This is a genomic window from Streptodolium elevatio, from assembly GCF_040649515.1.
Classification (GTDB): domain Bacteria; phylum Actinomycetota; class Actinomycetes; order Streptomycetales; family Streptomycetaceae; genus Yinghuangia; species Yinghuangia elevatio.
This window is the reverse complement of record NZ_JBEZFP010000168.1, coordinates 1-19,229: the sequence shown is the minus strand read 5'-3', so window position 1 is coordinate 19,229 and position 19,229 is coordinate 1. Positions and strand designations below refer to the sequence as shown.

The window sequence follows — 19,229 nt, the reverse complement described above, 5'->3', positions numbered from 1 at the left end:
CGGGGAAGTCCCGCTTCCCCGGCCCCGCCGCACGAGGCGTCGTAGGGCCCCTCGGCGTCGGCGTCGGCGTGGACGTCGTCAGCGTCGTCCGCCGGGCGACGACCGTGATGCAGCGCGGGACCGGCACACCGGCCCTGGGCGTTGGTGGAACCTCACCTCCGAGCCAGGCCGAGCGCGGTCGCCAGCGCCGCGGCCACTTCCGGGCGGGTCAGGTACTCGTCGATGTCGTGCGCCCGGTCGCGCGGGTTGTCGACGCAGGCCTCGGTGCTGACGCCCGACCAGCGTCCGCGCAGCGGGCAGCCGATCGCGACGCCGTCGGCGGGCGCCCACCCGTTGAACCACCACGGCACGCGCGTCGGGCAGTGTGGGCCGCGGGTGCGGAGCCGGTCGTGCACGGTGTCCAGGCCGAGCGGTGCTCCGAGGGTCAGCAGGCCGGTGACGTCGGGGCCCTCGGGGTCGCAGAGCAGGTCCATCGCGACGACGGTGCCGAGGCTGTGCGCGACGAGGACGATGCCGCCGGTTCGCGGGACGGTGTCGCGTACGCACGCGAGCACGCGCTCCCGGACCGCGGCCGTGTCGAGGTAGAGCGCCACATCGCGGAACGCCTTGGCGACGACCAGCCGGTCCACCCCGGAGTGCCGGGCGATCCAGTCGAGCGGGCGGCGGGTGAGGTGTACGACGCCGCCGACCCCGAACCGTTCGTCGCCGCCGACCGCGACGCCGTTGTCGCCGTCCTCCCGGGCGCCGGCGGGCATCCCGGAGCGCTCGGCGGCCTGGTCGAGCATGCCGTGGTACAGGTCGCGTGCCGACGCAGATGCGGGAGCGGCCGCCGCCGCGGGGTCGTCGGCGACGGCGTCGAAGCTGGTGGCCACCGATTCCCGGGTGTTCAGGGCGTCGGCGAGCAGGTCGCCGTAGTAGGGGAAGAACACATCGCGCGGGTCGACGGTCGCGAAGCCCAGCCGGGTGAGCCCGTTGTTGAGGCCCGCGGCCCACTCGCGCCGCATCTCCTCGGGATCGCGGCCCTGCTGGCTGCGGCCGTGCAGGAAGACCAACTGCCGTGCGGCGCCGAAGGCTTCGGTACGCCCGGCGACACCCGTGCGGTACGTCGTCGAGGTCGTCGCCCCGACCGTCTCCGGCGCCCGGGGCGTGGGCACGGGCGCCGCGGGCCCCACCGTCGGCGGGACCGGCCCCGCCGGCGGCGGCACCAACACCGCCGGGCCCAGCACAGGCTGGTCGTGCACAGGCTGGTCGAGCGGGGCCGGGCCGGCCGCGATCGGATCGAGGGGAGCCGGCGCGTCGCTCGGCCCGCCGATCGGCGCCCCGGTCGCCGAGCCGGCCGCACCCGCAGCGGCACCTGCTGTGGAACTCGCTGTGGAGCCCGCCGCCCCGGTCGCCGCGGCGGCCCCCGACGTGCCCGGGGGACTCGACGGCGGTGCTCCGACCGCCGGGCCCAACTCGCCGAGCACCGGCCGCAATTCGTCGGGGGTGTTGGCGGCCAGGTGCCTCACTACGGCGCTTATGCGCGCGCCTTCGTTGGCGATCCACGCGACGGCGGCATCACCCTGCGCCGCCGTCCACACGCCGCCGTCGACGTTGAGCGTACGGCCCTGGTCGTCCGTTTTGGGCACGCCGCGGTGGTGCAGGGCGACGACTTCCCACTGGTCGTTGAAGACCGGCGACCCGGAGTTCCCCGGCTCGGTGTCGGTCTTGTAGTGCAGGAAGTCGTCCAGGCGAACCAGGAGTTCGTTCTCGCGGACGGCGATCTCCTTCAGGCGCCCGGACGGGTGGCCGATGATGTTCACGGGGTCGCCGATCACGAGCTTGCCCTCGGCGGGGTCGAGGCGGTTCCAGCCGAAGAGCTCGCCCGCGCTACGTCCGTCGGCGCCCGGCGCGAGGGCGACCAGGGCGTAGTCCAGGTGCTCGTCGGCGAGGAAGAACACGTCGGGTGCGAAGCCGAAGCGCACGGTGGGCGCGGGCATGTCGTCGAGGCCGGCCTCGGCGCCGAACTCCACGAACGCGTCCAGCGTGCCTGCCGCCTCGGGGAAGACGTGGTGGTTCGTCAGCAGCAGCCGAGGGGCGACCAGGAAGCCGGTCGCGGCGGGCTGCACGCGTCCGCCGAGCCGGAGCCAGATGCGGCCGACGGTCGCGGACGCGCGGACGCCGCGCGGCAGGAACGCCGCGGCCTGGAGGTCGTTGGAGTCGCCGATGATGCGCTCGTCGGTCTCCACGGCGTCGCCGCCGGGCGGGATGGCGAGCAGGATCTCGCCGGGCACCTCGCCGGCCTGCACCAGTCGCCGGGCCCGCCGGGCCAGCCGCTCGGGCTCGTCGGGATACCGCATGCCCTGCTCGCGCCGCCGCGCGATGTCGTCGATCTGGCCTTGTGCGCCCCGGTGCCGCGTGGCGGCGGCCGCCATCTGTGCGATACGGCGTTCCTGGAGTGCGGGATCCGCCGCGCCCCCTTGGCCGAGTTCCCCGATGTTCATCGCGACCACCCCCCGGGTGTGACGACGTGGCGACGGGCCGCGGAAAGTTCGCCGGATCCCCACCCGGACGGCGCACCCTGCAAGACCCGCAGTAAGACCTGCAAGAAGCGTAGGGCTGCGCGAGGCCGCCGGAGGGTCTGTTGGACCGACCAGGGCGAAGGTCAACCGAACGGACGAACACGCGGCGGTTCGAACACCCGCGGACTCGAACTGGCGTACGCCCGAACGGTGTCGGCGGGAAGCCGGCGGAGCCTGTGGCAGGAACGCGCGGCGGAGGGGGCCGGGGCGGCGCGTACATGGGCCAACCCGCGTGGCGGCGATTGCGACACGCCCGGTGCGGGCCTGCGGCTTGGCCGGTCCGGGAGGGGGAGGCGCCCGCCCCGGACCTGCCCTGCCGGGCCGTTCACCTGGTGCGGGGTTACGCTGAGCGCATGCCCGAGGCCCACGCCGTTCGACGTGACCGGCTGCGCGCCCGTGTGGCCGCGACCGGAGCCGACGCCGCGTTGATCACGAATCTGGTCAACGTGCGCTACCTGACCGGGTTCACCGGGTCGAACGCCGCTCTGCTGGTGTTCGCGGCGGTGCCCGACGGTGCCGAGCGCGGCTCCGGGACGGTGCTGGCGACCGACGGCCGGTACGTCACCCAGGTGGCCGAGCAGGCGCCCGACATCGAGCTGGTCGTGGAGCGCGCGTGCGCGCCGGCCCTGGCCACGCGCGCGGCCGACGCCGGCGTGCGGCGGCTCGCGGTGGAGGAGCACGCGGTCACGGTCGAGATGTACCGGACCCTGGGCGAGGCGGCCAAGGGCGTGGACCGGGTGGCGCTGGGCCGCGCGGTCGAGGAACTGCGCCGGGTCAAGGACGCCGACGAGATCGCGACGCTGCGGATCGCGTGCGAGATCGGCGACCAGGCGATCGCGGAGATGATCGAGTCGATCCTCGTGGGGCGTACCGAGCGGCACATCGCGCTGGAGCTGGAGCGCCGGATGGCGGACCACGGCGCGGACTGCCCGGCGTTCCCGACGATCGTGGCGTCCGGCCCGCACTCGGCGGTCCCGCACCACAGCCCGGGGGACCGGCGGGTGGAGGACGGCGACTTCCTGAAGATCGACTTCGGGGCGTGCTACCGGGGCTACCACGCGGACATGACGCGCACCTTTGTGATCGGCAACGAGCCGGCCGACTGGCAGGTGGAGGTCTACGACGTAGTCTTCGCGGCGCAGAAGGCGGGCCGCGAGGCGCTGGCGCCGGGGGTGGAGACGGCCGCGGTGCACCGCGCGGCGAAGGACGTCATCGACGCGGCGGGGTACGGCGAGTACTTCCCGCACGGCCTCGGGCACGGCGTCGGGCTGGAGATCCACGAGGACCCGCGCATGGGTCCGACGTCGAGCGGTAAGCTGGACGCTTGCATGCCGGTCACCGTCGAACCGGGGATCTATCTCCCGGGGCGCGGCGGCGTCCGCATCGAGGACACCCTCGTGGTCCGTCCGCCCGAGGACGGCGGGCCCGAGCTACTTACCATCACGACCAAGGAGCTGCTTGTCCTGTAGTGCGCGCCCGCGTACGGCAGGTGAGGGCGGCCAGGTCCGAAGCAACGCAGGAGACCCCGCACCCGTGGCCACGACCAACGACCTGAAGAACGGTTTGGTGCTCAAGCTCGACGGTGGACAGCTCTGGTCCGTCGTGGAGTTCCAGCACGTCAAGCCGGGCAAGGGCCCCGCCTTCGTCCGTACCAAGCTCAAGAACGTGCTGTCCGGCAAGATCGTCGACAAGACGTTCAACGCGGGCATCAAGGTCGAGACGGCCAACGTGGACCGCAGGGGCATGCAGTTCTCGTACAAGGACGGCTCGGACTTCGTGTTCATGGACACGGAGACGTTCGACCAGCTGCCGGTGACGCCCGAGGTGGTCGGCGACGCGGCGAACTACCTGCTCGAGGGCTTCGAGGCGACCGTCGCGATGTACGAGGGCGCGGCGCTGTACGTCGAGCTGCCGGCGTCCGTCGAGCTGGTCATCGAGTACACCGAGCCGGGCGTGCAGGGCGACCGCTCCACCGGCGGCACCAAGCCGGCGAAGCTGGAGACGGGCTACGAGATCGCGGTCCCGCTCTTCATCACGACCGGCGAGAAGGTCAAGGTCGACACCCGTTCCGGTGACTACCTGGGCCGTGTGAACAGCTAGTGGCCGGTGCCCGTACCAAGACCCGGCGCCGCGCGCTCCAGATCCTCTTCGAGGCGGACCAGCGCGGCGGCGACCCGGCGCGGGTGCTCGCGGACTGGGTGGGGCGTTCGCGCAACGACGCGGACACGCCGCCGGTGGCCGAGTACACGATGCAGCTGGTCGAGGGCGTGCAGGCGCACCGGGTGCGGATCGACGACCTGATCTCGACGTACGCGGTGGGCTGGACCATGGACCGCATGCCGACGGTCGACCGCAATGTGCTGCGGCTGGGTGTGTACGAGCTGCTGTGGGAAGACGACGTGCCGGACGCGGTGGCGATCGACGAGGCGGTGGAGCTCGCGAAGGAGTTCTCGACCGACGATTCGCCGCAGTTCGTGAACGGGTTGCTGGCCCGGCTGAAGGATCTGAAGCCGACGCTGCAGCGCTGACCCGCGCACGGCCTTCGAGTATCGCCGACGCCCGCGGAGCCCGACGGCCCCGCGGGCGTCGGCGTTTTGCGGAGCGCCCTCGGACGGCGAGCCAAGCCGCCGGGGCCGCACGCGGGGTGCTCGAGACGGGGCGAATAAGGCCACCGCGCGGGCGTTTTCCGTCAATCGGCGTCAAATCCCGTCGCCGGTCGCGGCGTGTTTTTCCAAGCCGCTCCGAAATTGGTCTGGACCACAGGTAAAACCCTGGTGGCAGGCCCCGGCAGGGCCTACGTTCATGACCATGGTTTCCGCCGCGGGCCCCGACGCCGCCGAGCCGTCGGCCCCCGAGATCCCGCCCCTGCCCGGCATCGTGCGGATCGGCTACGGCCTGGGGTCGTTCGGCACCGGCATATTCGGCGCCGTACCCGGCCTGCTGCTGCTCTTCTACCTCACCGACGTGCTCGGCGTGGAGCCCCTCGTGGCGGGCGTCGTCGTGTTCCTGCCCAAGGCGTGGGACGCCGTCGCGAACCCCTACGCGGGAACCCTGTCCGACCGCACCGAGCACCGCTGGGGCCCGCGCCGCCCGTGGATGCTCGGCGGCGCGTTGACGCTCCCCTTCTTCTTCGCGGCGATGTTCGCGGGACCGCCGCTGACCGGCGGCTGGGCCGCACTGTACGTCGGCGTCATGTACCTGCTCGCCGCGACCGCCTTCGCCGCGTTCCAGGTCCCCTACATCGCGATGCCCGCGGAGATCACCGCCGACCACCACGAGCGCACCCGCATGATGGCGTGGCGCGTCGCGTTCCTGTCCTTCGCGATCATGCTCTCCGGCGGCCTCGCCCCGCTGATCACCGGCCACTCCGGCGGCGACGACCCCGGCACGCTGGGCGGCTACCGCCTCATGGGGGTCGTCCTCGGCGTGCTGCTCATGGCGGGGATGCTCGCGGCGTTCTTCACCACCGCCCGCGCGCGTACCGTCGTGCCGGTCACCGCGAGCGAGAGCTCGATCCTCAAGCAGCTCGCCATCGCGCGGACGAACCGTTCCTTCATGAACCTGTTCGGCATGTACGTCATCCAGGCCATCGGCGCGGGCGCGATGCTCGCGGGCGTGCAGTACTTCTCCACCTACATCCTCGACGACTCGTCGGCCACCACCTGGCTGTTCGCGGCGCTCGTCCTGCCGTCGATCGTCGCGATGCCGCTGTGGTCGCGCGCCGCGCTCCGCTTCGGCAAGCGCAACGCCGCGTTCGCGGCCTCGTGCTGCTTCCTGGTGGCGTCGCTGCTCATGATGTCCGCGGGGCAGGTCCCGGCCGGTGTCGTGTACGCCATCACCGGCATCGCCGGCGTCGGCTACGCGGGCATGCAGATGCTGCCGATGTCGATGATCGGGGACGCGGTCGCGGTGGACGCCATGACCACCGGGCAGCGCCGCGCGGGCGTCTTCACCGGCGTGTGGACGGCGGGGGAGATGCTCGGACTCGCCCTGGGCGCGGGGGTGTTCGCCGCGATGCTCCAGGCGAGCGGGTTCGTGTCGTCCGACGCGGACCACCGCGTACCGCAGCCCGACTCGGCGCTGACCGGGGTGCTCCTCGGCTTCACGCTGCTGCCGGCGGTGTTGCTGGTGATCAGCATGCCGTTCATCCTGCGCTACGACCTGACCGAGGAGAAGTTGGCCGAACTGCGGGACCGGCACGCCAAGATCCCCGCCCAGACCGCGCGGACGCCGGAGGCGGCCCGCGCCGAAGAGGACACCGTGTGACCGTGCAGAACAACCCGCCCGCCGAGTCCGCCGCGGCCCCTGCCCGCGCCGAGTCCGCCGCGCCCGCCGAGTCCGCCGAGTCCGCCGCCGCGATTCTCGCCGACCTCGCCGCCCTGCGCGCCGCCGACCTCCCGGTGCACGGCGGGCGCACGCTCGCGTACGTCTACGACTCCGGGCTCGGTGCGGAGACCGCCGCACTCGCCGAGGCCGCGTATGCCTCCGTGGCCGGGGTCAACGGGCTCGACATGACCGCCTTCCCCAGCGTCGTGGCGCTGGAGAACGAGGTGGTCGGCACCACCGCGCGCCTGCTGGGCGGCACCGCCGACACCGTGGGCACGGTCACCTCGGGCGGCACCGAGAGCGTTCTGCTGGCCGTCCTGACGGCTCGCGAACACGCCCGGGCCACACGGAGTGTGACGAACCCTCAGCTCGTGCTGCCGGTCACCGCGCACGCCGCCTTCCACAAGGCCGCGCACCTGTTCGGACTGGAGACCGTCGCGTTGCCGGTCGACGGGCGCACCTTCACGCCCGACCCCGCTGCCGTCGCCGCCGCGCTCGGCGAGCGGACCGCGCTGGTCGTCGCGTCGGCACCGTCGTACGCGCACGGCGTCGTCGATCCGGTGGCCGAGATCGCGGGGCTCGCCGCCGGGCGCGGCGTGCTGTGCCACGTGGACGCGTGCATCGGCGGGTGGCTGCTGCCGTACGCGCGGCGCCTGCCCGAGGCGGCACCCGTCGCCGACTTCGACCTGTCGGTGCCCGGCGTCACGTCCCTGTCGGTCGACCTGCACAAGTACGCGTACACCCCCAAGGGCGCCTCCGTGCTCCTTTTCCGCGACGCCGAACTGCGCCGCCACGGCTACTTCGCGTGCGCCGCATGGCCCGGCTACCCGGTCGTCAACGCGACCCTCCAGGGCACCAAGTCGGCGGGGCCGCTCGCGGCGGCCTGGGCGGTGCTGCGGCACATCGGCGACGCGGGCTACGAGGAACTGGCCCGCCGCACGGTTCGTACCGCCCGCGCGCTGCGCGTCGGCGTGGACGCGATCCCCGGGCTGCGCGTCCTGGGCGACCCGCCCGGATCACTCCTCGCGGTCGCGAGCGACGACGCGAAGCTGGACGTGTTCGTGCTCGCCGACTGCCTGCGCGCCCACGGCTGGTACGTGCAGCCGCAGCCCGGCTACGCGGGACTGCCGCGCACCGTGCACCTCACGGTGACCGCCGCCGCCGACGGCAAGGCCCCGGAGCTGCTCGCCGCGCTCGCGTCGGCGGCCGCGGAGGCGCGTACGCTCGGCCCGGCCGTCGCCGATGGGCAACTCGTGGAAGCAGCCGCCCTTGTGGACCCCGCGGCGCTCGGCGCCGCCGACTCGGCGGCTCTCCTCGATCTGGCCGGCATCGGCGCGGGCGGCTCGCTCCCCGAACGCATGGCCCCCGTCCTGGCGCTCCTCGAACAACTCCCCACGGCGCTCGCCGAGCGCCTGCTCCCCGACGTCATCGGCGGCCTGTTCCGACCGGCGGCGGAAATCCGCGCGACGCGCCAGGCTGCCCCGCGCGGTGGGTCGGGAGGGCACACGGCACAATCGTGACCATGGCCAACGATCGGCGCCGTCCCCGGCTCCAGGACATCGGGGACGAGCCCGACTACCGGTTCACCCTCGCCAACGAGCGCACCTTCCTCGCGTGGATACGGACCGCGTTGTCGCTGCTGGCGGGCGGGGTCGCGGTCGTGCAGTTCCTGCCGGACCTCGGCCCACGCGGCCAGCGGCTGGTGCTGGGGTTCGTCCTCGTCGCCATAGCGACCGCGCTCGCGGCGTTCTCGTACCGGCGCTGGTTCCGCGTCGAGCGGGCGATGCGCCTCAGCCAGGCCCTGCCCGCGACGTCGATGCCGCTCATGCTTTCGCTGGGGGTCGCGGCGGTGATCGTCGTCAGCGTGATCCTGATGGCGATCGGGTGACGGGCGGGGCACCGGCGACGCGCAACGGCCCCGTCGACCCGGGCCTCCAGCCCGAGCGGACCCGCCTCGCCTGGTCGCGCACCGCCCTGGCTTTCCTCGCGAACGGCGGGCTCATGCTGCACGCGGGCCATCGCCTGGACCACTGGGGGTGGATGGTCCCGGGCGCGGTCGTCATCGCGGTGTCGGTCTTCGTCTACCTCGCGAGCGCCGTACGCTTCCGCCGCGTCGACGACGCGATCCGCCGTGGCACTCCCGTCGTGGGCGCCGGGCCGATCGCGTTCACGGCGGCGGCCGCCGTTCTGGTCTCGCTGATCGCCGCGGCCGTCCTGGCATTGGCCGAGTGAACCGAGCAAGCCGACTGAGCCGACCGAGCCCGGTGAGCCGACCGAACCCGGTGAGCCCAGCGAGCCGGGTGACCGGTGCGCGGCGCCGGGTGCGGGGTCACGCGTACCACCACCAGGCCTGGCGCAGGCCTTCGGGGATGTGGCCGCCGTCGCGGAGGGTGCGCAGGCCCTTGCGCAGGCCGGTCGTGAGGTCGTCGAGGCCCGCGGTGCCGACGGCTCCCTCCCAGGCGCTTTGTATGTCGGCGAGTTCGGTCCAGATGATGCCGACGCATTCGTGGCCGCGTGCGGTCAGGGTGATGCGGCGGGCGCGGCGGTCCTCGGGGTCGGGCTGCCGTTCGACGTAGCCCTGGCGTGCGAGGTGGGTGACGACCTCGCCGGCGGACTGCTTGGTCATGCCGAGCCGTCGTCCCAGCTCGGTGGCGGTGGTGCCGTGCTCGCCGACCAGGGTGAGGGCGAAGCCGTGGGTCGGGCGTACGTCGTCGAAGCCGGCGGCGGTCATGCGGTCCGAGAAGACCTGGCTGATGCCGCGTACGGCGCCGACGAGCAGCGTCACGAGTTCCGACCCCGGGTGGGCTCCGGCGAGCGCGTCTTGATGCACGCGGTCAGAGTACCTGTCTATCTGCCCGCAAACCGGCGTAGGGGCCGACTGCTTCCCCGGTTCGCGACGCGGCGCGCCTCGTCACTCACCGCCACCACCGCGAGAAGTTCGATATCGCGAACGGATGCCTTCCCCGTACCGCTGCTGTGGAATGGCAGAAGCCGACCGCAGAAGGGACCACCACGTGAGTAGCGACGTACTCGGCAAGAGGTTCGCCGAAGCGCTCGTGGCCAAGGACCGCGAGGCCCTGCTCGCCCTGCTCGACCCCCACGTCGACTTCAAGGGGCTCACCCCCGGAAGGCCGTGGGAAGCCGCCGACGCGGCCGAGGTCGTCGACGACATCATCCTGGGCCGCTGGTTCGACCCCGACGACCACATCGAGCGCCTCCTGCACGTCGGCACCGGGTCGATGGGCGACCGCGAACACCTCGCCTACCGCCTCCAGGTCCGCACCGGCGACGCCCGCTTCCTCGTCGAGCAGCAGGCGTACTACGCCACCGACGGCGACCGGATCACCTGGCTGCGCGTGCTCTGCTCCGGCTACCGCCCCGTCGACACCGGACGCCCGTGACACGCCAGTGCGGGTGAGCGGGGAGCGGGAGAGCGGAGACGGTGAGGGGCCGACTGCTTCACCAGTCGGCCCCTCGTTTCCCCCGTGGCGCCGGTCAGACGTGTACGGACGCCATGCCCTCACGGCGTTCGCCTGACCGGACGAGCAGCGCCAGGGAGATCGCGCAGGCGAACGCGATCGCACCGATGGCGAAGGACAGATGCATGCCGTCGAGGAACGACGCGTGCGACGCCTCGGAGATCCTCGCGGCGAGGTCGGGTGCGGTGCCGGGCGGCACGGGCGCGACGCCGGTCGACACCGAGTCCTTCATCTGGTCCACCGCGTCGCCGGACAGCGGGCCGAGGCCCTGGTCGGCCCAGTGGCCAGGCGGTCTTGACGTCGGTTGACGGTGCGTCGGGTGAGCGGGGCGCTCTGGCGTCCCGTTCCGGGGCGGTGGTGTTCGGCATCGGTCCATCCCCCAGGGGGTGTTTGCGGGGCGCGGGAAACGGACACAGGTTATGGCACTGAGTGCCATATGGCAAAACGCGCCATGTTGCACTGAGTGGCAGGTGGCATACTCGCCGCCAGGAACGGGAGAGGAAGCGTGATCGTGGACCAGGGCTCGGCGAGAACCACCCCCGGCACGACCCCGGGCGCGACCTCGGGCACGGCCCCCGGCGCCGGCGGTGCCACGGGCCTGCGCGAGCGCAAGAAGGAGCGCACCCGGGAAGCGCTCGTCGATGCGGCGCTCGAACTCTTCTGGCGCAAGGGGTACGACGCGACGACCATCGACGAGATCGTCGCCGCGGTCGACGTGTCCCGGCGTACCTTCTTCCGCTACTTCCCCGGCAAGGAGGAGGTCGCCCTCGCCCGTTCCTCGGAGGTCGAGCGCTCGCTCGTCGCCGCCGTCGCGGCCCGGCCCGCCGACGAGCCGCCGGTCGTCACTCTCCGCCGGGCGACCGCCGAGGTGATGGACGCCATCGCCCGCGACCCCAAGCTCGGGTCCACCGAGGCGTGGCTGCGCACCCGCCGCCTCATCGAGGGCAATCCGACGCTGATGGCGGCGAGCCTGCGCCACGCGATGGAGACCGAGCGGCTGATGGCCGCCGAGATCGCCCGGCGCCAGGGCGTCGACCCGCACCGGGACCTGCGCCCGGCGATCACGGTCAGCTGCTTCAACGCGGTGGTGCGCGTCGCGATGGACGAGTGGACCGAGCGCGGCGCGTACGACCCCGAGGACCTCGCCGTCACCATCGACGCGGCGTGGTCGGCGATGTCCGGACTCGTCGACACGGGCTGGCTCGGAGCGGGCTGGGAGCCGGACTCCGGGCGGTAGTCCGCCCCCGTCCCGTGCTGAATCAAGCGCTTGAATCGGACGTCCCGGACGTCCCGGACGCCGCCGTTCCGTATCCGGCCCGCGCGGCCCGGAAAACCTGCCGGAACCCGAGAATTCATCAGGCTGAAAACCCCTGATTTGAGCAAGGAAACAGTAAGGTTTCCTGGGCATGTCGATCCGTGCCCGAGGCCACCAACTGGCAGTGACGGGGGTGCTCGACATGGGGTTCCGTCCAACCCCGGTGCACGCGCCGCGACAAGGCCGCCCCAGGCGGCTCAGGGAGGGGTGTCGGCCATGACCATGCCCGAGTCCGGGGCCAAGCCCCCCACCAGCGCCGACGTCGCCCGCGTCGCGGGGGTGTCCCGCTCGACGGTGTCGTACGTGCTCAACTCCCCGCCCGGAGCCCGGGTCAGCGCCGAGACCCGCGAACGCGTCCTCAAGGCCGTGCGTGAACTCGGCTACGCCCCCAGCGCGCCCGCCCGCTCGCTGCGTTCCGGCAGCAGCGACATCGTCCTGTTCCCGCTGCCCCTCCAGCCGATGGGCCAGCTCCTGGAGCAGTTCGTGGACGAGTTCACCGAGGCGCTGCGCCGCCAGGACCTCAACCTGCTGATCCACGGCGACCGGTATGCGCGCGGCGTGGACGCGGCGCGCACCTGGGCCGCATTGCGCCCGCTCGCGGTACTCGCCGAGTCCAACCGGCTCACCGACGGCGGCGTGGAGGTGCTGCGCCGGGCCGGCGTCCGCGCCATCTTCGCGTGGGGCCGCGAGGAGCACCCCGGGGTGCCGACCGCGATCTTCGACAACCGGGACTCCGGCGCGCTCGCGATCCGCCACCTGATAGGCCGCGGACACAGACGCATGGCCTGCCTCGTCCCGGCAGGCCCACTCGCAGGTCTCGCGAACGAACGCTGGGAAGGCGCGAAGTCGGCGGCGGAGGAAGCCGGTTGCTTCCTGGAGCGGGTCGACGTCGGCTACGTCCGCGAGGACGTCCTCGCGGTCGTGCGCGGCTGGCAGCGCCAGACCGAGCCGCCCACCGCGGTCTTCGCCGGCAACGACGACTTCGCCCTCATGATCATCTCCGCACTGCGCGAGTGCGGCTGGTCGGTGCCCGACGACATGGCCGTGGTCGGCGCCGACGACCTGCCCTTCTGCGACCTGGTGTGGCCGCGGCTCACCAGCGTCGCGATGCACACCCGCACGATGGGCAGCGGCGCGGCGGACATGGTGACCGCGCTGATGACCGGACGGCCGTACAAGCACCGGGACCACATGGTCGTGCACCCGCGCGTGGTCGTACGCGAGTCCGGCTGACGCGTCCTGGACGCCCGCGCCGTGCTGGGCCGCGCCGTTCTGCTCCGTGCCGCTGGGCACCACGTCGCCCTGTTCCGCGTCGTCCTGCTCCACGTCGCCCTGCTCCGCGTCGCGCTAGGCCGTACCGGTCAGGCGCGCCGCGGCCCGTCGTGCGGTGGCCAGGGCGTCCTCCCGTGTCGCCCCCGCCAACCCCAGCACCACCCGGGTGCTGAGCCCTTCCAGTAGCGCCAGCAGTTCCGAGGTGTCCGACGCCGCGTCGCCGAGGGCGAAGGCCCCGGCGTCCGCGCCCCGGCGCAGGATCGTTTCGAGGTCGTCGCTCCACCCCCGGTCGATCTCCTCCTGGGCGCTGCGCAGTTCGTCGTTTCCGGCGGTACGCGCCCACAGTTCCAGCCACAGCATCCACCGCGGGTCGCGGGCCCCGCTGGGCAGGTAGAGGCCGAGGAAGAGGTCGAGCATGCGGGGCGGGCGTACGCGCCGCCCGAGCAGGGCCGCGCGCTCGCCGCTCAGCCGGTCCTCGCTCCAGCGCAGCGCCGCCAGCAGGAGCTGGTCCTTGCTGCCGAAGTAGTACAGGATGTGGCCGCCGCTGGTGCCGAGCCGGTCCGCGAGGCCGGCCATCGTGAGGGACGCGAGGCCGTCCTCGGCGATCGCCGTGACCGCCTCCTCCAGCATGCGGTCCTGTGCGATCCGCCCGTCCCGCCGCCGTGCCGCCACCGCTGAACCTCCGTGTGCCGCGTCCCGCGTCCGCGCCGACCGGATGGGCGGCGCCGCTCGCCGAGACCCTACCCGCAGGCCGCCCCTGCGCCCGGGAACCTTGAACGTCGGTCAAATATGTCACGGATTTCCGGAGAACTCTTGACAGCGGCGCGATCCGTGAACGACCTTGAGTGCCGTTCAAAGTTCTTGAGCGTCATTCAAACTTCTGCCCCGGAGAGGGGAGGTCCCGGTGACCCTGCCCCGCGAACCCGCGGCGCCGTTCGCCGCCAAGGCCACGGCTGCGTCCGCGACCGCGCCTACGACCGCGTCCGCCGCCTCGGACGCCGCGTCCGCCGCCACCGCGGCCGCCCGCGACGAGGTCTTCCAGGTCGAGACCCACGGCATCGACCCGATCCCCGACGACGAGCGGCACGGCGGCGCGAAGGACCTGTTCTGGCTGTGGTTCGGCTCGAACCTGACCTTCACGTACGTCATCAACGGCACCCTCGCCGTCGCGTTCGGCCTGTCCTTCTGGGCGGCGACCGCCGTCGTCGTCCTCGGCGGCCTGGCGTTCTTCGCGGTCAGCGCCCTCGGTCTCGCCGGCATCCGCACCGGCACTGCGACACTCGTCATCTCCCGCGCCACCTTCGGCGTGCTGGGCAACCTGCCCGCCGGGCTGCTCAACTGGGTCGTCGGGATCGGCTACACCATCCTCAACACCGTGGTCGGCACCTTCGCCCTGGAGGCGCTGTTCGCGGAACTCGGCTGGCACGGCGGAGACTTCGGGCGCGCGCTGGCCCTGGTCGTCACGCTCGCGCTCACCTTCGTCGTGGCGATGTGGGGGCACGCGACGGTTCAGGCGGCCGAGCGGTGGATGGCGTACGTCCTCGGCGCCGGCTTCGCCCTCGTCGTGCTGTTCGTCGTCCCCGACGCCGACCCCGGCGCGGTCTCCGGCGGCGGCTTCCACGCCTGGACGCTCGCCCTCGTCGTGATGATCGCCGGCCCGGTGTCGTACCTGCCGATGCCCTCCGACTACACCCGCTACCTGCCCAGGACCACGACCCTCAAGGCGATCACCTGGAGCGGCGCGGTGGGCGGCATGCTCGCGTCCGTCGTGCTGGGCGTGGTCGGCGTGGCCGCAGCGACGCAGGCCGACATGACGGACCCGGTCGCCGGCGTCGCCGACCTGCTGCCCGGCTGGTTCCAGGCGCTGTTCCTGTTCCTGGTGGTGGGTGGCTCGGTCACCAACTCGATCCTGACCCTTTACTCGTCGAGCCTGAACCTCCAGGTCCTCGGCATCCCGTGGTCGCGCTCGCGCGGCATCCTGGTGAGCACCGCCGTCGTCGCGGCCGGCTCGCTCGCGACCCTCTTCTGGGTCGACTTCACCGAGTCGCTCACCAGTTTCCTGTCCGTGCTGCTGGTCGTCTTCGCGCCGTGGGGCGGCGTGTTCATCGCCGACACGCTCATGCGCAGGTGCCGGTACGACGCGGCGGCACTGCACGACATGACCGGCGGCGCGTACTGGTACCACCGCGGGTTCCACATCCCCGGCATGGCCGCGCTCGCGACCGGCGTCGCAATTGCCGCGCTGGCCGCCGAATCCGCCCTGTGGACCGGCCCGCTGGTCGCCCCGCTCGGCGGTGACTTCACCCTCGTGGGCGCGGTCGTCGCCGGACTCCTCTACTGGGTTCTCGCCCGCCGCGAACCGCAGTTCCGCCGGAACTGACGCGCCCGACCGACAGGCACGACGCGCCACCACGCGCGCATCGCGCACGACGCACCGTCCGCGCGCCGCGCGCCGCGCGCCGCGCGCCGCGCGCCGCACGTCGCATGACACCCGCCGCATGGCACACGCCACATGGCACACGCGCATGACGCACCACCCGCACCACCCCCGTTGGGAGCTCCCGTGAACCAGACCGCCGACCTCGTCCTGCGCGGCGCGCGCATACACACCGTCGACCCCGATCTGCCCGAGGCCGAAGCCCTCGCGGTCGTCGCCGGGCGTATCGCCTGGATCGGCCCCGACGACGGCGCGTCCGCGTGGATCGGCCCCGGCACCCGCGTCGTGGCGGGCGAGGGCCGCCGCGTCCTGCCCGGGTTCGTCGACGCGCACAACCACGTGCGCCTCGGCTCCGACGAAGCGTGCGTGCAACTCGCGGGCGCGCGTACGCTCGACGCCATCCACGACCGCATCCGCGCGTGGCACGCGCAGAATCCCGACGCCTCCTGGATCGAGGGCGAGGCGTTCGACTACTCCGCCATCCCGGACGGCCGCATGCCGCGCGCCGAGGATCTGGACCCGGCCACCGGCGACACCCCCGCCATCGTGTTCTCCTACGACGTGCACACCGCGTGGCTCAACACCGCCGCGCTGCGCCGCCTCGGCATCACGCGCGACAGCGACGTTCTCCCGTACGGCCGGGTGCACAAGGACGAGGCCACCGGCGAACCCACCGGGTTCATCAAGGACTTCGCGGTACGCGGCCTCTCCCGCGACGGCCACCGTGAACTGCGCGCGCTCGGCGTGCCGTGGGCGAGCCCGGACCGCCAGTACGGCCGCCTCGCGCGCAGCCTCGACGACGCCATCCGCTACGGCATCACCACCGTCGTCGAACCCCAGAACTCGCTGGACGACCTCGCCCTGTTCTCCCGCGCCCGCGCCGAGGGGCGGCTGCGCTCCCGCGTCGTCGCCGCGCTGTTCCACCCGCGCGGCACCACCGACGCCGACCTCGACGACTTCGCCGCGGCGGCAAAGGAGTTCGACGACGAGCGCTTCTCGGTCGGGCCGCTCAAGCTCTACATCGACGACGTCGTGGAGCCGCGCACCGCGGCGCTGCTGGAGCCGTACCGCGGCTGCGCCCACCACCGCGGGGACACCTTCTACCCCGCGGAGGAGTTCGCCGGGCTACTCGCCAAGCTGGACGCACGCGGCTTCCAGTGCTTCGTGCACGCCACCGGCGACCGCGGCATCCGGACGGTCCTGGACGCCGTCGCGCACGCCCGCGACGTGAACGGCGCCCGCGACGCGCGCCACCAGGTGGTCCACGTCGAGTGCCTGGACCCCGACGACGTGGCGCGGTTCCGCGAACTCGGCGTCGTCGCCTGCATGCAGCCGCGGCACTGCGCGCCCGAGATCGCCGGGCCGGGGCAGGACTGGGCGGAGAACGTCGGCGAGGAGCGCTGGCACAAGGCGTGGCCGATGCGCAGCCTGCACGAGGCGGGCGCGGTGCTCGCGTTCTCCAGCGACTGGAACGTCGCCGAGATGGACCCGATGGTCGGCATCTACACCGCGGTGACGCGGCGTCCGCTCGGGGGAGGGGAGCCGTGGGTGCCGTCCGAGACGGTCGACGTCGCGACGGCCGTGCACGGCTACACGATGGGGTCGGCGTACGCGAACTTCCTGGAGCACGAGCGCGGTTCCCTCACGGTGGGCAAGCTGGCGGACTTCGTGGTCCTGTCGCGCGACATCCTGGCGGCGGACCCGGCCGAGATCCCGGACACGGTCTGTGAACTCGTCGCCGTGGGCGGCGAGATCGTGCACGGCTGACGGCAAGCTCGGCCCGCACGCCTGACGGCCCGCCGCGGAGTTCCGCGGCGGGCCGTCGTGTTCGTGCGGGGGGTGACTTCCGTTCCGTCAGTCCTTGAGCGCCTCGGCGACCGCGTCGGCGAGGGTCGTCGTCGGGCGGCCGATCAGCGTGCGCAGCTGGTCGGTCACGGTGCCGAGCGCGCCGGTACGCGTGTGGGTCTCGGCGTCGACGAGCAGCGCGACGAGACCGGCCGGCAGTCCGGCGCCCGCGAGGATCTCGGCCAGCTGCTCGGCGGGGAGGTCGGTGTAGGCGACCGGCTTGCCGGACTGCCGCGAGACCTCGGCGGCGAGGTCGGCGACGGTCCAGGAGGTGTCGCCGGTCAGCTCGTACACCCTGCCGTCGTGGCCGTCCGTGGTGAGCACCACCGCGGCCGCCTCGGCGAAATCGGCGATCGAGGCCGCGGCGATGCGGCCGTCGGCGGCCGTGCCGACGATGCCGCCGCGCTCGACCGCGCCCGGTACGCCTGCCGTGTAGTTCTCGAAGTACCAGCTGTTGCGCAGGAACGTGTACGGCAGGCCGGTCGCGCGGATGCGCTGCTCGGTGTCGTTGTGCACCCGGGCCAGGTCGAGCGGGTTGGTGTCGGCCTCGACGATCGAGGTGTAGACGACCCGGCCGACGCCGGCCTCCTGGGCCGCGGCGACCACGTTGACGTGCTGCGCGATGCGCAGGTCGTTGTCGTGCGCACTCGCGGAGACGAAGAGCAGCCGGTCCGCCCCCGCGAAGGCGGGGGCCAGGGTCTCGGGGCGGTCGTAGTCGCCCTCGCGGACCTGGACGCCGCGTGCGGCGAGGTCGGCGGCGCGCTCCGGGGAGCGGACGGCGACGGCGATGTCCGCGGGCGAGACGCCGCGGGCGAGCAGGTTCTCGACGGTGAGGCGGCCCAGGCGTCCGGTGGCGGCGGTGACGACGATCACGGTGGTTCTCCTCGATGCGTGGGGCGGTGTGCGGGGCGGTGCGCGGTGTGGCCCGGCGCTTACGAAGACCATGGCACTAACTTTTTGAAAGTGCAACCCATCAGATAGTGCTCTCGCATCGCCAGTACTGTGGAGGTACCGTTGTGCGCATGGACACCACCAAGAGCCCCCGCGTCGCCGAGCACGCGGCAGACGGCCTCGAGGAGGTCGTGTTCGACGTGTTCGCCCGGGGTTGCCCGTCCCGGCCGACCATGGAGCACGTCACCGGCCGCTGGGGCGGCCTCGTGCTCGTCGCGCTCGCCGACGGCGACATGCGCTTCAACGCGCTGCGCCGCCGAGTCGAGGGCATCAGCGAGAAGATGCTCGCGCAGGCGCTGCACGCCCTGGAGCGCGACGGCCTGGTCGTACGCGAGGTGCGGCAGGCGATCCCGCCGAAGGTCGAGTACCGGCTGACCGAGTTCGGGTCGGGCGTCGTGGCACGCCTGAGCGACCTGATCGGGTTCATCGAGGGCAACATGGCCGGCGTGCTGGCCGCGCAGGAACGCTACGACGCCGCCAAGGCCGCGGAGTCCGGGGCCGCCGAGGCCGCGGGCGGCGAGGCGACCGCCGGTTCCGCGTCCGCGGCGCCCTGACGATCTGTACTCCGGTGGAACTGACGCAGGTTCTGGCCCGCATGCGCGAACTGATGGCGCTGCCCGGAAACGACTTCGGCTGGTCGTCGTGGAACGACGCCGCCGAGGCACTGGCGGAGTTCGACGCGCTGGCCGCCGAGGTCGGGGCCGGCGGCCGCCCGGCCGGCATGCGGCTCCTGTTCCTGCCGACCGGCCCGTTGCAGGAACTGTCGATCTCCAGCGGCTGGGGCAACGACTACCTTTACCTGGCGGCACGCTTCGACGAGGCCTTCCAGGCCGAGTAAGTCGAGCAGTTCGGCCCGTACGACGGCGGCTCCGCGGTCGCAGCCGTCCGTCCCCGCGGCGTCTCGCACGGCGTCTCGCACCGCGTCTCGCGCTCAGCGGACGGGCCGTACCGGGGTGCGGGACCAGGGAGTTCGGGCGGGGCGGACAAACGCCTGGGAAACGACAGTGGGGCCGGGAGGACGACGTCCTCCCGGCCCCACAGCG

General features: G+C 72.8%; 19 protein-coding genes. 14 read left to right on the top strand and 5 right to left on the bottom strand.

The features are described 5' to 3' along the window. Window positions 1-152: 152 nt before the first annotated feature. Window positions 153-2,483, bottom strand: a complete 2,331-nt coding sequence (locus AB0C36_RS38310; RefSeq protein WP_358363376.1) for a trypsin-like serine peptidase — start codon at window positions 2,481-2,483, stop codon at window positions 153-155. Window positions 2,484-2,914: 431 nt separating this feature from the next. Between AB0C36_RS38310 and AB0C36_RS38305 the strand changes: the two genes are divergently transcribed. The 7 genes from AB0C36_RS38305 (at window position 2,915) to AB0C36_RS38275 (ending at window position 9,119) form a co-directional block, all read left to right on the top strand. After that, window positions 2,915-4,030, top strand: a complete 1,116-nt coding sequence (locus tag AB0C36_RS38305) for an aminopeptidase P family protein (protein WP_358363374.1) — start codon at window positions 2,915-2,917, stop codon at window positions 4,028-4,030. Window positions 4,031-4,094: 64 nt separating this feature from the next. Next, window positions 4,095-4,661, top strand: coding sequence for an elongation factor P (gene efp, locus AB0C36_RS38300; RefSeq protein WP_358363372.1), 567 nt, complete (start codon window positions 4,095-4,097; stop codon window positions 4,659-4,661). Then, the gene (nusB, locus tag AB0C36_RS38295) at window positions 4,661-5,089 is read left to right on the top strand and encodes a transcription antitermination factor NusB (protein WP_358363370.1); all 429 of its coding nucleotides are present in this window, start codon (window positions 4,661-4,663) and stop codon (window positions 5,087-5,089) included. The genes efp and nusB overlap by 1 nt, the downstream gene beginning before the upstream one ends. A 274-nt stretch (window positions 5,090-5,363) precedes the next feature. Further along, the gene (locus AB0C36_RS38290; RefSeq protein WP_358363368.1) at window positions 5,364-6,827 is read left to right on the top strand and encodes an MFS transporter; all 1,464 of its coding nucleotides are present in this window, start codon (window positions 5,364-5,366) and stop codon (window positions 6,825-6,827) included. A gap of 2 nt (window positions 6,828-6,829) precedes the next feature. After that, a complete protein-coding gene (locus AB0C36_RS38285; protein WP_435839197.1) occupies window positions 6,830-8,407 on the top strand; it encodes a pyridoxal phosphate-dependent decarboxylase family protein in 1,578 nt (525 codons plus the stop codon). 2 nt (window positions 8,408-8,409) lie between these two features. Further along, on the top strand, window positions 8,410-8,775 hold the full coding sequence (locus tag AB0C36_RS38280) for a YidH family protein (RefSeq protein ID WP_358363367.1): 366 nt from the start codon (window positions 8,410-8,412) through the stop codon (window positions 8,773-8,775). After that, window positions 8,772-9,119 (top strand): DUF202 domain-containing protein, encoded by a 348-nt coding sequence (locus AB0C36_RS38275; RefSeq protein ID WP_358363366.1) that lies wholly within the window; start codon window positions 8,772-8,774, stop codon window positions 9,117-9,119. The genes AB0C36_RS38280 and AB0C36_RS38275 overlap by 4 nt, the downstream gene beginning before the upstream one ends. A 97-nt stretch (window positions 9,120-9,216) precedes the next feature. On the opposite strand, the gene AB0C36_RS38270 is transcribed toward AB0C36_RS38275, so the two are convergent. Continuing rightward, the gene (locus AB0C36_RS38270; RefSeq protein WP_358363365.1) at window positions 9,217-9,717 is read right to left on the bottom strand and encodes a MarR family winged helix-turn-helix transcriptional regulator; all 501 of its coding nucleotides are present in this window, start codon (window positions 9,715-9,717) and stop codon (window positions 9,217-9,219) included. Between the two features lie 184 nt (window positions 9,718-9,901). On the opposite strand from AB0C36_RS38270, the gene AB0C36_RS38265 reads away from it, so the two are divergent. After that, window positions 9,902-10,288 (top strand): hypothetical protein, encoded by a 387-nt coding sequence (locus tag AB0C36_RS38265; protein ID WP_358363364.1) that lies wholly within the window; start codon window positions 9,902-9,904, stop codon window positions 10,286-10,288. 94 nt (window positions 10,289-10,382) lie between these two features. Here the strand turns inward: AB0C36_RS38265 and AB0C36_RS38260 are convergent, their stop codons facing one another. Next, the gene (locus tag AB0C36_RS38260) at window positions 10,383-10,598 is read right to left on the bottom strand and encodes a hypothetical protein (RefSeq protein ID WP_358363362.1); all 216 of its coding nucleotides are present in this window, start codon (window positions 10,596-10,598) and stop codon (window positions 10,383-10,385) included. A 273-nt stretch (window positions 10,599-10,871) separates the two neighbouring features. Between AB0C36_RS38260 and AB0C36_RS38255 the strand changes: the two genes are divergently transcribed. Continuing rightward, the gene (locus tag AB0C36_RS38255) at window positions 10,872-11,603 is read left to right on the top strand and encodes a TetR family transcriptional regulator (protein ID WP_358363361.1); all 732 of its coding nucleotides are present in this window, start codon (window positions 10,872-10,874) and stop codon (window positions 11,601-11,603) included. Window positions 11,604-11,897: 294 nt separating this feature from the next. Then, complete coding sequence (locus tag AB0C36_RS38250) at window positions 11,898-12,914, top strand: LacI family DNA-binding transcriptional regulator (RefSeq protein ID WP_358363360.1); 1,017 nt, start codon at window positions 11,898-11,900, stop codon at window positions 12,912-12,914. A 114-nt stretch (window positions 12,915-13,028) separates the two neighbouring features. Here AB0C36_RS38250 and AB0C36_RS38245 read toward each other — a convergent pair whose 3' ends face one another. Then, a complete protein-coding gene (locus AB0C36_RS38245) occupies window positions 13,029-13,583 on the bottom strand; it encodes a TetR/AcrR family transcriptional regulator (RefSeq protein ID WP_358363378.1) in 555 nt (184 codons plus the stop codon). A gap of 274 nt (window positions 13,584-13,857) precedes the next feature. On the opposite strand from AB0C36_RS38245, the gene AB0C36_RS38240 reads away from it, so the two are divergent. Together AB0C36_RS38240 and AB0C36_RS38235 are read left to right on the top strand one after the other, a co-directional pair. Beyond that, window positions 13,858-15,333: a purine-cytosine permease family protein gene (locus AB0C36_RS38240; protein WP_358363358.1), complete on the top strand. Its 1,476-nt coding sequence runs from the start codon at window positions 13,858-13,860 to the stop codon at window positions 15,331-15,333. 183 nt (window positions 15,334-15,516) lie between these two features. After that, window positions 15,517-17,157: an amidohydrolase gene (locus tag AB0C36_RS38235; RefSeq protein ID WP_358363356.1), complete on the top strand. Its 1,641-nt coding sequence runs from the start codon at window positions 15,517-15,519 to the stop codon at window positions 17,155-17,157. An 87-nt stretch (window positions 17,158-17,244) separates the two neighbouring features. Here the strand turns inward: AB0C36_RS38235 and AB0C36_RS38230 are convergent, their stop codons facing one another. Further along, the gene (locus tag AB0C36_RS38230; protein ID WP_358363354.1) at window positions 17,245-18,108 is read right to left on the bottom strand and encodes an SDR family oxidoreductase; all 864 of its coding nucleotides are present in this window, start codon (window positions 18,106-18,108) and stop codon (window positions 17,245-17,247) included. Between the two features lie 149 nt (window positions 18,109-18,257). On the opposite strand from AB0C36_RS38230, the gene AB0C36_RS38225 reads away from it, so the two are divergent. Next, window positions 18,258-18,740, top strand: a complete 483-nt coding sequence (locus tag AB0C36_RS38225) for a winged helix-turn-helix transcriptional regulator (protein WP_358363352.1) — start codon at window positions 18,258-18,260, stop codon at window positions 18,738-18,740. Between the two features lie 14 nt (window positions 18,741-18,754). Next, window positions 18,755-19,024, top strand: coding sequence for a hypothetical protein (locus AB0C36_RS38220; RefSeq protein ID WP_358363350.1), 270 nt, complete (start codon window positions 18,755-18,757; stop codon window positions 19,022-19,024). Window positions 19,025-19,229: the final 205 nt, after the last annotated feature.